This window comes from Sphingomonas sp. (assembly GCF_041661825.1).
Classification (GTDB): Bacteria; Pseudomonadota; Alphaproteobacteria; order Sphingomonadales; family Sphingomonadaceae; genus Sphingomonas.
The window spans coordinates 252,294-265,894 of sequence record NZ_JBAZTU010000006.1 but is presented as its reverse complement, the minus strand read 5'-3'; the positions used below and the strand labels follow the sequence as shown (position 1 = coordinate 265,894).

General features: G+C 62.4%; 13 protein-coding genes and 1 tRNA gene. 9 read left to right on the top strand and 5 right to left on the bottom strand.

What is annotated here, in order from left to right; genetic code table 11:
- The first annotated feature begins 209 nt into the window (after nt 1-209).
- Nucleotides 210-1,511: a UDP-glucose/GDP-mannose dehydrogenase family protein gene (locus tag WC729_RS26350; protein WP_372857500.1), complete on the top strand. Its 1,302-nt coding sequence runs from the start codon at nt 210-212 to the stop codon at nt 1,509-1,511.
- Nucleotides 1,512-1,514: 3 nt separating this feature from the next.
- Here the strand turns inward: WC729_RS26350 and WC729_RS26345 are convergent, their stop codons facing one another.
- On the bottom strand, nt 1,515-2,249 hold the full coding sequence (locus WC729_RS26345; RefSeq protein ID WP_372857498.1) for a folate-binding protein YgfZ: 735 nt from the start codon (nt 2,247-2,249) through the stop codon (nt 1,515-1,517).
- Nucleotides 2,250-2,299: 50 nt separating this feature from the next.
- On the opposite strand from WC729_RS26345, the gene WC729_RS26340 reads away from it, so the two are divergent.
- The gene (locus tag WC729_RS26340; protein WP_372857496.1) at nt 2,300-3,628 is read left to right on the top strand and encodes a dihydroorotase; all 1,329 of its coding nucleotides are present in this window, start codon (nt 2,300-2,302) and stop codon (nt 3,626-3,628) included.
- A gap of 14 nt (nt 3,629-3,642) precedes the next feature.
- The gene (locus tag WC729_RS26335) at nt 3,643-4,056 is read left to right on the top strand and encodes a VOC family protein (protein ID WP_372857494.1); all 414 of its coding nucleotides are present in this window, start codon (nt 3,643-3,645) and stop codon (nt 4,054-4,056) included.
- A 21-nt stretch (nt 4,057-4,077) separates the two neighbouring features.
- Here WC729_RS26335 and WC729_RS26330 read toward each other — a convergent pair whose 3' ends face one another.
- Nucleotides 4,078-4,902 (bottom strand): EipA family protein, encoded by an 825-nt coding sequence (locus WC729_RS26330; RefSeq protein ID WP_372857492.1) that lies wholly within the window; start codon nt 4,900-4,902, stop codon nt 4,078-4,080.
- A 164-nt stretch (nt 4,903-5,066) separates the two neighbouring features.
- Here WC729_RS26330 and WC729_RS26325 point away from each other — a divergent pair.
- The 4 genes from WC729_RS26325 (at nt 5,067) to WC729_RS26310 (ending at nt 6,475) form a co-directional block, all read left to right on the top strand.
- A tRNA-Ser gene (locus WC729_RS26325) sits at nt 5,067-5,159 on the top strand.
- Between the two features lie 369 nt (nt 5,160-5,528).
- Nucleotides 5,529-5,795 carry an Arm DNA-binding domain-containing protein gene (locus tag WC729_RS26320; protein WP_372857490.1) on the top strand — a complete coding sequence of 89 codons (267 nt, stop codon included), beginning with the start codon at nt 5,529-5,531 and terminating at the stop codon, nt 5,793-5,795.
- Complete coding sequence (locus WC729_RS26315; protein ID WP_372857488.1) at nt 5,782-6,135, top strand: hypothetical protein; 354 nt, start codon at nt 5,782-5,784, stop codon at nt 6,133-6,135. The genes WC729_RS26320 and WC729_RS26315 overlap by 14 nt, the downstream gene beginning before the upstream one ends.
- A gap of 22 nt (nt 6,136-6,157) precedes the next feature.
- Nucleotides 6,158-6,475, top strand: coding sequence for a tyrosine-type recombinase/integrase (locus WC729_RS26310; protein WP_372857835.1), 318 nt, complete (start codon nt 6,158-6,160; stop codon nt 6,473-6,475).
- On the opposite strand, the gene WC729_RS26305 is transcribed toward WC729_RS26310, so the two are convergent.
- Complete coding sequence (locus WC729_RS26305) at nt 6,470-7,381, bottom strand: HEPN domain-containing protein (RefSeq protein ID WP_372857486.1); 912 nt, start codon at nt 7,379-7,381, stop codon at nt 6,470-6,472. The two genes, WC729_RS26310 and WC729_RS26305, sit on opposite strands and share 6 nt — an antisense overlap.
- Before the next feature lie 807 nt (nt 7,382-8,188).
- On the opposite strand from WC729_RS26305, the gene WC729_RS26300 reads away from it, so the two are divergent.
- Nucleotides 8,189-8,689, top strand: coding sequence for a hypothetical protein (locus WC729_RS26300; RefSeq protein WP_372857484.1), 501 nt, complete (start codon nt 8,189-8,191; stop codon nt 8,687-8,689).
- 1,251 nt (nt 8,690-9,940) lie between these two features.
- On the opposite strand, the gene galU is transcribed toward WC729_RS26300, so the two are convergent.
- A complete protein-coding gene (gene galU, locus WC729_RS26295) occupies nt 9,941-10,807 on the bottom strand; it encodes a UTP--glucose-1-phosphate uridylyltransferase GalU (RefSeq protein WP_372857482.1) in 867 nt (288 codons plus the stop codon).
- A gap of 178 nt (nt 10,808-10,985) precedes the next feature.
- On the opposite strand from galU, the gene WC729_RS26290 reads away from it, so the two are divergent.
- Nucleotides 10,986-11,357, top strand: coding sequence for a hypothetical protein (locus tag WC729_RS26290; protein WP_372857480.1), 372 nt, complete (start codon nt 10,986-10,988; stop codon nt 11,355-11,357).
- A gap of 752 nt (nt 11,358-12,109) precedes the next feature.
- Here WC729_RS26290 and WC729_RS26285 read toward each other — a convergent pair.
- Nucleotides 12,110-13,429 (bottom strand): exopolysaccharide biosynthesis polyprenyl glycosylphosphotransferase, encoded by a 1,320-nt coding sequence (locus tag WC729_RS26285; protein WP_372857478.1) that lies wholly within the window; start codon nt 13,427-13,429, stop codon nt 12,110-12,112.
- Between the last annotated feature and the right edge of the window lie 172 nt (nt 13,430-13,601).

The following is a 13,601-nucleotide window of genomic DNA, read 5'->3' as shown; positions in this document are numbered from 1 at the left end:
TGTCGCGCCGGTCGGGTGCCGATTCGATTTGAGATCATGAGGTGCCGGCCCTTTTGTCTTCGCCGGCTGGTCGATCCATCGACTTTTTCTTCGGCCCGGCCGGTTTTGTGCTGCAACAGCGAAGAGCGGGGCTGGCAATCGGCCCCTGTTCCGCTAGAGGAATGCGGGCCGCTGGCGGCGCCATCCACATATGAAACAGGGTATCAGGCATGCGGATAACGATGATCGGTTCGGGCTATGTTGGTCTGGTATCTGGCGCCTGTTTCTCGGATTTCGGCCATGACGTGATCTGCGTCGACAAGGATGCGAGCAAGATCGCCGCGCTCGAGGCAGGCAAGATGCCGATCTTCGAACCCGGTCTGGACACGCTGGTGGCGACCAATGTCGCGGCGGGCCGGCTCAGCTTCACCACTGATCTCAAGTCCGCCGTCTCGGGCGCCGACGCCGTGTTCATCGCGGTCGGCACTCCGTCGCGCCGCGGCGACGGCCATGCCGACCTGACCTATGTCTTCGAAGCGTCGCGCGAGATCGCCGCCGCGATCGACGGCCCGATCGTGATCGTCACCAAGTCGACCGTGCCGGTCGGCACTGGCGACAAGGTCGAGGAGATCATGAAGGAAGTCGCCGGCGATTATGAGATCGCGGTCGTCTCCAACCCCGAATTCCTGCGCGAGGGTGCCGCGATCGGCGACTTCAAGCGCCCCGACCGAATCGTTGTCGGCACCGAGGATGCGCGCGCGCAGCAAGTGATGCGCGACATCTATCGCCCGCTCTATCTCAACGAGAGCCCGATCCTGTTCACCGGCCGCCGCACGTCCGAGCTGATCAAATATGCGGCGAATGCGTTCCTCGCGACCAAGATCACCTTCATCAACGAGATCGCGGATCTCTGCGAGGCAGTCGGCGCGAACGTGCAGGACGTGTCGCGGGGCATCGGCCTCGACAACCGCATCGGCTCGAAGTTCCTGCATGCCGGCCCCGGCTATGGCGGGTCGTGTTTCCCCAAGGACACGCTGGCGCTGCTCAAGACATCCGAGGATTACGAGACGCCGATCCGCATCGTCGAGGCGGTGGTGCAGGTCAACGACAACCGCAAGCGCGCGATGGGCCGCAAGGTGATCAAGGCGCTGGGCGGCGAGGGCAAGGGCAAGACGGTCGCGGTCCTCGGCCTGACCTTCAAACCCAACACTGACGACATGCGCGACGCGCCGAGCCTGGCGATCGTGCAGAGCCTGCTCGACGCCGGTGCGACCGTTCGGGCGCACGACCCGGAAGGCATGGAGATCGCGAAGACGATGATGCCGGCCGTCACCTATTGCGGCGACGCCTATGAGGCGGCGACGGGCGCCGACGCAGTGGTGATCGTGACCGAATGGGATACCTATCGCGCGCTCGATCTCGGCCGGCTCGCCAAGGTGATGACTGGTCAGGTCATGGTCGACCTGCGCAACGTCTATCGCGCGGCCGATGTCGAGAAGGCCGGCTTCGCCTACAGCTCGATCGGCCGCTGAGGGTCAGGCTGTCGCCGCCAACGCGGCCTGGAGCCAGGGCGGCGTGATCGCGTCGCCCAGTGCTTCGACCCGGCGCAGTTCTACCATCAGCCCGAGATCGGGATAGGTCGCGCGTGTGCGGTCGCCCGGCTCGGCGATCGGCGCGACCACCAGCCGGCGATTGACCTTGGCGCGGTGATGCATGCGCGCGGTATTCTCCTGGCCGACATAGCAGCCCTTGGCGAAGCTGACGCCGTTCAGCTCGCGGGCATTGGCCTCGAGCCAGAGCGTCTTGTCCGAGCCCAGTTCTTCAATACCCTCGGTGACCCCGAGCGACAGGCGATGCGCCTTCCATCCGATCGCTGCCTCGCCAGCCTCGCCGATCCAGCGTCGGCCGAGTTCGGGAAGGCGGGGATCGGCCACGCCCTTTTCGCCGTCGCGGGACCAATGTACTGCGCCATCGATCCGCGCGATCGTGATCGCCCGGCGCAGGCGATAGATCATCAGGCGCCTGGCGAGCGCATCGGCGGCGTCCGCTTCGCAGTCGACCAGCACGGCGTCGCCATCCGCCCAGAGCAGGAAGTCGAACAGCGCCTTGCCCTGCGGCGTCAACAGGCCCGCCCAGCGTGGCGCCGATGCATCGAGCGTCGCCACGTCCTGAGTCACCAGGCCCTGCAGGAAACCGCGGACATCCTCGCCGGCGATCCGGATCAGCGCGCGGTCGGCGAGCATCGTGGCATGCGGGGTGGTTTCGCTCATGGCGAACAGGTAGGAGGTCGGCCGGGCAAGCGGAAGAGCCGGAGACGATCGTGACAGCGACTTATGACCTGAAGCTGATGGGCGGTACCGTCCACACCCCGGCGGGCCCGATCCAGGCGGATATCGGCGTGCGCGGCGGCCGGATCGTTGCGATCGGTGCGGCCGGCGACGCGGGCGAAACGATCGACTGCACCGGGCTCGATATCCTGCCGGGCGTGATCGACACCCAGGTCCATTTCCGCGAGCCGGGATTGGTCCACAAGGAGGATCTCGAAAGCGGCAGTCGCGCCGCCGTGCTCGGCGGGGTGACTGCGGTGTTCGAGATGCCCAACACCAAGCCCAACACCGACAGCGCCGAAGCGATCCAGGACAAGCTGACCCGGGCGCATCACCGCATGTGGTGCGACCATGCTTTCTATGTCGGGGCGACCAATCACAATGCCGCGGCGCTGGCCGAGCTGGAGCGGCTGCCGGGCACGGCGGGCGTGAAGATCTTCATGGGCGCCTCGACCGGCGACCTGCTCGTGGCGGAGGATTCGTCATTGGCGGAGGTGCTGGCATCGGGTCATCGCCGCGTTGCGATCCATGCCGAGGACGAAGCGCGGATGAACGCGCGTACCGGTGAGCGCGTGCCGGGCGATGCTTCCTCGCACCCGGTGTGGCGCGACGACGAAAGCGCGCTGCTCGCGACGAAGCGCATCCTGACGCTGGCGCGCGCCGCGGGGCGCCGCATCCATGTGCTCCATGTGACGACGCCGGCCGAACTGGAATTGCTCGGCCAGCACAAGGACATCGCTACCTGCGAGGTGACGCCGCAGCACCTGACCCTGGCCGGCGAGGAAGCCTATCCCCGGCTCGGCACGCTGGCGCAGATGAATCCGCCGATCCGATCGGGCGCGCACCGCGAGGGGCTGTGGCACTGGCTGCAGCAGGGCGTGCCCGACATCCTGGGCTCGGACCATGCGCCGCACACGCTGGAGGAGAAGGGCAAGCCCTATCCCGACAGCCCCAGCGGCATGCCCGGCGTGCAGACCATGCTGCCGTTGATGCTGAACCATGTGGCGGAAGGCCGCACCACGCTGGCCCGGGTGATCGACCTCACCAGCGCCGGGCCGCAGCGCGTGTTCGGCATCATCGGCAAGGGGCGGATCGCGATCGGTTACGATGCCGATTTCAGCGTGGTCGACCTGAAGGCGCGCTGGACGATCGAGGAGAGCTGGCTCGCCTCGCGCAGCGGCTGGTCGCCCTTCACCGGCATGACGCTGACCGGCAAGCCGATCGGCACGATCGTGCGCGGCCGGCGGGTGATGTGGGATGGTGCGCTCGCCAATGCGGCGCTCGGCGAGCCGATCCGGTTCGAGGCAGTGGAGTTCGGCTGAGGGGAGATGCCCGCATGATCGCGACGACCGATCTGTGCCCGCTGCTGCAGGTGTTCGACATGCCGGCATCGGTACGCTTCTATCGCGATCTACTTGGGTTCACGGTCGAGACGACCTCACCGGTGCAGGATAGCGATCCCCCGTTCGACTGGGCCTTGCTGCGCAAGGGCGAGGCGGTACTGATGCTCAACACCGCCTATGAGCGTGACGATCGTCCCGTGGTACCCGATCCAGCGCGAATCGCGGCGCATGGGGACATCTGCCTCTATCTCGGCTGCCCGGATGTGGATGGGGCCTATCGGCTGCTCTCGCAGCAGGGTCTCGATATCGCGCTGCCGGTCACCGCGCCCTATGGCATGCGGCAACTCACGCTGAAGGATCCGGACGGCTACGCGGTTTGCCTGCAAGGGGCGGTCGCCGACCGCTAGGCGGCCGGCCCGGAGCGATCGTCAGAAGGGCAGCCATTTCGATTTGTGGCTGAACTTCATGTACCCGACATTCACGCCCTGCCGCCAGCCGACGCCGAGGCGGATCGGGATCAGCACGATGTCGCCGCGCCGCAGATAGGTCGCGGCCATACCGCCGACGAAATAGAGCCGGCCCTCGCCCGCCGGAAAGCGGCGGTACAGTTCCTCCGAATCATGCAGATTGTAGACCAGTACGAACACCTTGTTTGCGTCGCCGCCCAGGTCGAATCCGACCGACGGGCCGGTCCAGTAGACCGGCATCTGCCCCTCGATCTTGTGGAACATCGTGCCGCTGCCATAGCGCAGACCGACGACGATCGCGCCCGAGGCCTCGCGGCCGGAGATATAGGCGTTTGGCTCGCCCTGTTCCTTCAGCGTGCGCTCCAGGATGCCGGCCAGCCCGGAGGCGCCCTTGCCGAAGGTGCCTTCGGCGGCGACGAGCAATTCCTCGCGCTTGAACGTCGTGCCCTGGGCAGCGTCTGCATTGGCTTCAGCCAGCGCCGTGCTGCCGTCAGCGGGCGCGCCCTGGGCCTGGCTGCCGCCTGCAGGCATGTTGGGGTTGCTCGGGTCGTAGGGCGGATATTGCTGCGATCCCGGCGCGGCGGGTGCGTCATTATAGGCCGGCTGGCTGTCGGCCGGCACGGCAGTGTCCGGCTCGCGGGCGGGCGGCGGTGGGGTCTGCTGGCGTTGCAGGTCGCTGTCGATCGCCTCGTTGGGATCGATCGTGCGCACCTGCGCGACCGATGGCGCAGGGCCGACGCCGATGGCGGTCGCCACCAGCAAGAAGATAAGAAGGGCCTTGCGCATCCGATATACTCCCCCGGCGCTTAATGGAGCAGTGTTGCGCCTGTGCGGCTTGCCCCACAATGAACCGCGCGACGACCCGAGTCGAATTCGCGGCGGATGACATGTTGCAACGCCGGTTGATCGCAGCGACACCCCTCGCTATAGCCGCGCTTCGCCGCCAAGCCGGAGACGTGGGTGAGTGGCTGAAACCAGCGGTTTGCTAAACCGCCGTACGGGGTTTACTCGTACCGAGGGTTCGAATCCCTCCGTCTCCGCCAGATTTGGCCATATGCTACTGAAAAATAAGCGATAATTTCAGTAGCGGGTAGCTTGGCCTACATCCTGTCCCACATTAAATTTCCGGTTTGTTCGATGAGCGCGCCCTGCGCTCGCATTTTCCATTCCAGGGCGGCCCGCTAAGCGCCTCCGCCGTTCCGGTATAATCCGTTCCGGAGGCAGGTGGTCGCAAATTCGCTGTGTGCTGGGCCATAAAGCGCCCAACTGCTCGTCGAGATTTCTGGGAGGCTGGGTAATAGTTCGGGGCGCTCCAGCCGACAGGCTGAGCGGCTTATCGAGCGTATAACTTTAGTCTCAGGCAATGCCGGGGCGTCCCTAACTACACTGTAAAAACATAATTTTCTCTTGTAGTGTGTTCGCGATCGACCGCCCTGATTTGCCTGAACCCGCATCGAAATGTGGGAACGCTTGTGAGATCATTTCAGGCCGGGAATCGAACCGATGTCTCTTACCGCGTTGACGGTCAAAACGCCAAGCCCGGCCGCCATACCGATGGCCGGAGTCTGTGTCTGCTGGTCAAAGACAGGGGAGCGAAAACGTGGGTGCTGCGAATGCAGCGCCAGGGCAGGCGTCGCGACTATGACTTGGGATCGGCGTTGGGACGTGTCGCTGGCTGAGGCGCGCGACGCTGCTGCGGCCCTGCGTCGTCAGGTCCGCGAGGGCGGCGATCCGGTGGCTGAGCGGCGAAAGCCGCGCAAGGTCGTGCCCAGCTTCGAGACGGCAGCGCGAGGCTGTTACGACGCTATGAAGGATGGATGGAAGAACCAGCGTCACGCAAGCTGGATATCCAGCCTTGAAAACCATGTCTTTCCGCTGATCGGGACCAAGCCGGTCAACGAGGTGGATAGCGCTTGCGTGGTTGAGGTGCTGGCACCGATCTGGCTCGACATCTCCGACACCGCACGGCGCATCTTGCAGCGCATTGGTGCGGTGCTGGATCCAGCGATTGACGGCTGACTCGTGCCAGCCAGCGGCGTGGATGACGGCGGCCCGGCGCCAGACACGTCAGGCGCCTGTCGAGCGGAGATGGTCCTCGCTCCCAGACAGGAGCCGCACCAATGTCGCACCGCACGTCCTTCCGCACAGCGCGGCGATGGAATTGCTTCAGGCGGGTGTCGATCTTTCGGTGATCGCGCTGTGGCTCCGGCATGAGTCCATCAAGACGACCCAGGTCTATCTGCATGCCCACCTCGCGCTGAAGGAGGCGGCGCTGGCCAGGGTCAAGTCGTTCAACGGACAGAAGGGCGGGCGCTACAAGCCAGGAGACCGGCTGCTCGCCTTCCTCGATGGATTATGACGCGATGCCGGCCTTCTCGCGCAGCACATCGAGCCAGTCGCGCGACACCGCCTCCACCTGGTCGCGAAGGTCGCGCACCGCATCCGTGATGGCCAGGAGATCGTCCGCGCCGATCTCGTAGCTCGTCGAGTAACGAGCCTCGACGTAGGCGCGCTTCGCAAGCTCAAAGCGCCGCCGGTCAAGCTTGGTCGCACGCGGCCAGCTGTCAACCAAGCGTGGCTCCTTGTCCTCGGCCAGGGACCGCAAGAACTTCAGATTATGCGAGCGGGGCACGTAGTGTGTGCGTACGAGCAGGAAGCAGGTGTAAGCCCGTTCCGCGGCTTGATGCAGCGTAAAGGCGGCGTCCTTATTGTGCCCCTTGCTGACGTAGAACGCCGCCCCTTCAAGCGCCGCGTCGACCTTGCCGAGCCAGTCAGCCAGGTATGCGCTAGCCATCTCGTAGGCGTCTGCCGCCGTCAGCGGTTTGGGCGTCGCCAGCGCAACGCCGGGCAGCTCGTAAAGAGCGACGCCGTCGCGGGCGATGTCGACCCAAAAATATTCGCCGCGCGTGAGACCGTCGTTCACTTCGTCGAGTGTGTGTACGATGATGTTCACCGGCCGACCGATCGCAGGGTCGCGCTGGATCTTGTCCTCCGCAACATACCAGTATTCGGCGATGTCGGTGAGATTCTTGTGGCTCACGATGACCAGGATATCGAAGTCGGACTGGTATCCGTTCGCCGCCTCATCGACCCAGTCGCTGCGGCCGTAACTGCCGAACAGGATGATCTTCTGGATCTTGCCGTTCTTTTTCCACGGCTGCGTCGCGCCGGCGATCGCGGTGGCAAATTCGTCCAGCAACGTCTGCCGCACGCGCGCCAGCTCATTTTGCTGGATCGGCGGAAGGTGATCGAGGTCTTTGCGCATTGCCGGATTCTCGCGGTCTCCGAGGCAAGTAGCAAGCCCAAGGTGGACAGGCATGACACAATCGACTTCCACGGGCAGCCGGGCAGCCGGGGAAACTATGTCGCGCCGATCGTCGCTAAGACGTTGGCGCTGCTCGCAAAGCCGAGCCCACTCGGCATAGTCTGCCGGTCCGCACAAAGCCCTTTATGCCGCGCGCAGCATAAGGGGCTGTAAAGGCCGAGAACTAGAAGCGTGCAATGATATGCGACCGACATGGGCGACTGCCGCTCGACGAGCACGCGCCGCACCAACTCGGCTCGACTGTGAGGCGTGGTTCGGGCATTCTTGTGCACGTTCATCCGGTTCCTCCTGACAGCTGAAGCTTCGCAACCTCAGTCTGCTCGGACAGAACCGGATGAACAACCTATCGAAAGCTCACAACTAGGCACCGCTGCGGAAAGGAGTCCGCCTTAAGGAGTCGCGGCCTGCCCGGTAGTGTGCGACGCTGCGCCCATAGCGCTGGGGTTGCCCGTGCATTGGGCTTCCTCGCGCCCGGGTCACGCTGACGGTCGTGTCGATCGTCAAGCTGACCGTCCCACAATCCGGCCGGCCGGGTGTCCCCGCCGCCGATGCGGTGCATCTGCCTTGCACCTGAGGGATTGGAGCTGTGGTGTTCGTAACACGTCACGAATTTGCTTGAGCAGATCATTGAGTGGCTTGGACGCGAGCGCTTTTCGTGGACCTTGATCGAAGCCCCAATCTCGACCACGCCTCGCACAACCGATTGCTCGACTGCCGCAGTTCCGCCACTAGAGAGGATAGTTCACAGTGCTCATCATCCTTGCGCTGCTTGGCCTTATGCCGGCTTTCCAGGAATCGACAGCCGAGCAGGTGCCGGAAGACATTGTCGTCACCGCCGTCCGTCAGGATTGCCGAGTACGCTTCGCGGACCGTGAAATGTCCGATCGCGAATTCAATGACCGGGCCAAAGTGTGGGCCAGCGGCAAGCCGGTTCGCGTCATCGCGCGGGCCGACACGGATTTGAAATGCCTGTCGAAGATTGCATTCCGGTTGGCGGACCGGGGGGTTCGGCTCATCGAATTTGTCGATCCTAGCGGCCGGTCGGCCGAGCCATTGCGCGTGCCGGGCCTTCAGACTGCCGGACCAACGCCTCAGACTGGTATCCGGGATCGTGAAAAGGAGTTCATTTCCCGCAAGGCGGCTGAGTTGATACTCGCGGGCAAATGTCCCGAGGCGCGGCGGTTGGCGCTTGAGAACGGCAATCTCGAAGCTGCCGCGAATGTCGCGCAGATTTGCCGGACACCTTAGTAAGATGTCTGGTGCGCGTCCGCAGCGCCATGCGAATCCCCACTTCGGCATGATGCAACACGGTCCGCGGTAAGCAGTCATCGACGAGCCCGGGAGGTTGTGCGCGGAAGCGCGGCATTCGGCGCTGCCCCCGCGGATCAAGCGGTCACCGCCCGGGCGAATGAGTCGCGCAATGACAAACGAAGTGGGATTGCTTTGGGTCAAGACACGCGGCTCGCTTACATATAGGTAACAAAAAAAGAGGTGGGCGCACGTGTATGATTGAATATCTGTGACGTTTATCTTCGGCAGTCTTGCGCGGCGGAGGTTCATTCCAAAGAAGGCGATAAAGAAGGACGGAGGGCACGTATCATCGCTCCCCCGTATCGATTCCGGGTACCAGGAACAGGCAGAGCTGGCGATTGGTGATGGCCACAATCTGATATACCTCGAGCGTCAGGATTGTCGGCCCGTTCTTATCCTGCGAGGTATACCCGCGCTGGTAGCAATCGTTGATTGCGGGATTCCCAAGCGCTCAGGACAGGACGTCGTGATACAGTGGCTCTTCGAGACTATGGGGGATCCCCGCAATTTTGCGGATGAGCTTCCCCATTCTCTCTGGGGCGCCGCGAGCCGCCGCTCTGGCGCTGACGAGGTTGGCTTACGAAACCCCACTCCTCATCGAACTGTGTGCCGTGACTAATTGTTGCTCTCTGCGGTGGAACGCTCGAAAGCGGAGGAGGAGCATGCCTCGCTTTCCTCCTGTGCGAACAGGGCATCCAATCGATCAAGGGTCGGGAAGCATTCTGTACGATGAAGGCGGAATTCGGACCCTGGGTGTACCTAGCCGTCGGGCCCGGGTTACAAAGCAGCGCGGCTTTCCTCGTCGCGTGCCGGCGGCGGAGTTCGTTCACACCCGGGGAGGTTCTGTAGGCTCGGACTGCCTAGGTGAGCGTTTCCGGCGTCTATGGCTTCGAAAGCCGCGATCAGCTTGGCAACATGTGCTGCCCTGCGTGCCTGAACGTCGCTCATCCACTGCCCCTTGAAAAGTTTGCGGCCACCGCCCGTGCCCCCGCTGGCATGCGATGGCCGCCCCGTTTCTATAGGTGCGAGAAGGTTAACAGATCATTGTTATGACGCTTATAGTGTCAATTGTTGTATTGAATCAGGTCCCTGGCAGCAGGAGGGAATAAGCGGCTGGTCCATCGGGAAGCCCATCGCGCGCAAGCACTTCCATGGCTACGAGACACGGTCCGACTATTACAGCCAGCTTCAGCGCAGCAGATCGACCGCGAAGGCACGCACCGAGGGGCCGATATCCTCGCGGCTCAGCGCGATGGCCAGATTGGCCTGCACATACCCCGCCTTGTCGCCGCAATCATAGCGACGGCCGTCGAAGGTCAGGCCGTGGAACGGTTGATCGCCGATCATGCGCGCCATGGCGTCGGTCAGCTGGATCTCCCCGCCCGCACCCTTTTCCTGGGTTTCGAGCACGCGCATCACCTCGGGCTGGAGGATGTAGCGGCCGATCACCGACAGGTTCGAGGGGGCGGTACCCGGCTTGGGCTTCTCGACCAGGCCCTTGACCTGGGTGAGCGCGCCGTCGCGGGCGCCGGGCGTGATCACGCCGTACATATGGGTCTGGTCCTCCGGCACTTCCTGGGCACAGATCATGTTGCCGCCGACCTCCATATAGGCATCGACCATCTGCTTGAGGCAACCGGGCTTGCCGACCATGAAGTCGTCCGCGAGCAGCACGGCGAACGGCTCGTCGCCGACGATGTCGCGCGCGCACCACACGGCATGGCCAAGGCCCATCGGCTCCTGCTGGCGGACATAGGCGACGGCGCCGGGCTTCAGGCGCGTCTGGTGCAGCAGATCGAGCGACTTGCCGCGATGCGTCATGGTCGTCTCGAGCTCATAGGCAATGTCGAAATGGTCCTCGATCGCCGACTTGCCGCGACCGGTGACGAAGATCATCTGCTCGATCCCCGCCTCGAGCGCCTCGTCGACCGCGTACTGGATCAGCGGACGATCGACGACCGGCAGCATTTCCTTCGGCAGCGCCTTGGTCGCCGGCAGGAAACGCGTGCCGAGACCACCCACGGGGAACACGGCCTTACGCAGCGGCTTGATCATCGTGTCTCTCGATATTGCAGTGCAACGCGGATCATCGAAACAGATTGTAAGCCGATGGCACGAATGCGCAATGATCCGTGTTGCAATGCGGCATGCGGGTCCACTAACATCGCATGCTTACTCCCATCACTGCGCGGGATATCGGTCTGGAGATCGTTAATTCCAACGGAAGACGATCATGGCGAAGAGCGTCACGCCTAAATGGGGCTACCACTTGGCGGCAGGATCATTGATGGATATCCCGGCTTCGTATCATGCGTTCATCGAGTGGCTGATGGCGGTTACTCGCCTGCCAGACACGGTGCTACATATCCACGCCGGAATGGGCATATTGGTGATTGGCAGGTTATTCTCTCGCAGATCGCTCGGGACCCTGGTGCCTTTGTATGCAGTGGTCATCGCCGAACTTGGCAATGAGGTCATGGACCGCCTCTATTTCGGGCAATGGCGATGGCCTGATACCCTCAGCGACGTGGCGAACACACTGTTTTGGCCGGCTATCATTTGTCTAGCAGTACGCCTCCGGCCACTTGTGATCGCCCGCATTTGAGGAGCGATGGAGGGCTGCCCGACCCCTTGAAAGGATCGCGTCGACTGGCCGACACTGGTTGTTTGCGACGGTGGCATCTCCCGAAGGGCTGTTTGATCAGGGAAGTGGGGAGGAGGGCGATCGACTTGTACCAGTGCTGGGCGTCTGGGCGAGCGGCAGACTACGAGCAGGGTCAGGCGCTCATTGAGAAGCGGGATAAGCCTGCCCAGACAACCTGCTGCCTGAACGGCCTGTGCCGTCGGGATCGCCACTACGCTCGGCACGATGGAGATGCCTGTGTCGCGATTGCGGGCGTCGCATGGACAAGATAGCACAGCGCTCGGCACTCGACGACGAGCCTAAACGCCAATTCGCCTGGTTGACTCGAATTCAACGAGACGCCGGCCTTTATTTTTTTGGAATCGGCACGACAGCCGTTCGCGGCCTTTCTTGACAGCAACACGCTGTAAGTATCCGTATTGATACTTTTTTATAACTAGAACCGAGTTGGAACAATGGGATGTGACAATATTGTAATCTATGCCATATCTACTCGCTCCTAAGGCTCAGAGAGCTGCCAGCAAGGTAGCCGGAGCCCTGGTCGCAAGGAGAGTAGAATGGGGCGCTTGGTACGAGCCTTTCCGAAACAGTGGCGGCTTGATGCCGCAAATCCTTCTATGACGCGCGGGTTGCTGATCGGCGGTATCGCCAGCGTCGGTTTCTGGACGCTCATTCTGCTTTGGGCCCTGGCATAGGCCGGTCCGGAGTCGGGTTTAGTAGGCGTTTGGATGTAACAGCACCCGAACCGTTCGGCACAGGATCCATATATCCTTCAATAGCGACCAGTGATCGAGATATTCCAGGTCGGCCTGAAGGCGGTTGACCAGATCGCTTTCCGAATGGGTGGCCCCTCTGTAGCCCCTGATCTGAGCCAGACCGGTCAGGCCGGGCTTGGCGGCGTGACGATGCCAATATCGTTCGTCGATTTCCCAGAAGAGCTTATTTGCCGCGCGTGAACCAAGCGCGTGCGGGCGGGGGCCGACGATGCTCATGTCGCCCTTCAGGACGTTGAGCAATTGAGGTAATTCATCTACGCTCGTCATGCGCAAAAGGCGTCCGAAGCGGGTCACGCGATCGTCATCGCGTGACGCCGAGGTGAGGCCGTGACTATCAGTCCTTTCCTGTCGCATGCTTCGGAATTTGAGCAGGCGGAACTGCTCGTTTCCTCGGCCGATACGGGTTTGAACGAAAAAGATTGGTCCTGGGCTGTCGAGCTTGATCAGCAGGGCCGTCGCGACGAGAGCGGGCAGCAGAGTTATCAGCGCGCCGCTTGCAATCGCAACGTCAAAGGCCCGCTTGATGATCCTGTCGACCAGCCGGAGGGGGCCGTTTGCGACCACAACCGTCGGCGCGCCTTCGTGCCAGCTCTGCCCCAGCGGGATCAGGGCGTTGAGTTCGGGAACGATGATCTCGCTCCGGATATTGGCACCCTTCAGGGCACGTGCCCAGCTCTCGCGCCGCTCGGGCAAGCAATTCACAATGACGCGGTCGGCGGGCCGAAGGGCCTTCGCAAGTCTGTCGTACATATGCGGATCATGAGAATCCGGGTCGATATCATATGCGGCGGCGTTCAGAAGCAGATGTTCGCCGGGTGAGATTGAACTCAAGCCATCCTCAAGCAAGATCGTAATATGAGGCTTACCGCCTAGAATCTTCTCCGCGTATCCGACCAAAAAAAATCGCGCTGCGATAATAAATGCTACGCTACCGGATATCCCTATAAACATCATTAGCCGAGAAAAGTTAGTGCTGACTTTAAGGCAGAACGCAACGAGTACGATGGCTGCTGCAGCAATCAAGATTGCTCGCACACCATTCTTAGCAGCAGTAAATCGTGATTGTAGCTTGGGGAGGCTATACGCGTTGGAGTTAATTGCCACCATCAGATATATTGGCATCGTCGCAGCAAGATACAGCGGCCACTGGGACTCGTCTGACCCGCGTCCGAGGAGGAGGTTGGCTCCAAGGAACCCTGCAAAAATGCTGATCGCGTCAAGCGCCATCAGTAGGCAAATAAAACGGGCGCGCAGCATCCCCCGACCCAAGGATACTCTGTGCCGATCTACATCGGCAATGGCCCCACTGAGACCTAACTGCCCTACCTCAAGGTCCATGAACCGCCCCGTTTAAAAAGGTTCAAACCTGACCCACCGTGACCTTAAACGTACACCCCAACCATGCAACGCTTTTCGCTGCGCTGCGGCA

Coding starts and splice junctions, on each gene's coding strand:
- WC729_RS26345 (WP_372857498.1), bottom strand. CDS start 2,249: ATGAGCGAAACCACCCCGCATGCCACGATGCTCGCCGACCGCGCGCTG.
- WC729_RS26335 (WP_372857494.1), top strand. CDS start 3,643: ATGATCGCGACGACCGATCTGTGCCCGCTGCTGCAGGTGTTCGACATG.
- WC729_RS26330 (WP_372857492.1), bottom strand. CDS start 4,902: ATGCGCAAGGCCCTTCTTATCTTCTTGCTGGTGGCGACCGCCATCGGC.
- WC729_RS26350 (WP_372857500.1), top strand. CDS start 210: ATGCGGATAACGATGATCGGTTCGGGCTATGTTGGTCTGGTATCTGGC.
- WC729_RS26310 (WP_372857835.1), top strand. CDS start 6,158: ATGACGGCGGCCCGGCGCCAGACACGTCAGGCGCCTGTCGAGCGGAGA.
- galU (WP_372857482.1), bottom strand. CDS start 10,807: ATGATCAAGCCGCTGCGTAAGGCCGTGTTCCCCGTGGGTGGTCTCGGC.
- WC729_RS26285 (WP_372857478.1), bottom strand. CDS start 13,429: ATGCTGCGCGCCCGTTTTATTTGCCTACTGATGGCGCTTGACGCGATC.
- WC729_RS26290 (WP_372857480.1), top strand. CDS start 10,986: ATGGCGAAGAGCGTCACGCCTAAATGGGGCTACCACTTGGCGGCAGGA.
- WC729_RS26305 (WP_372857486.1), bottom strand. CDS start 7,381: ATGCGCAAAGACCTCGATCACCTTCCGCCGATCCAGCAAAATGAGCTG.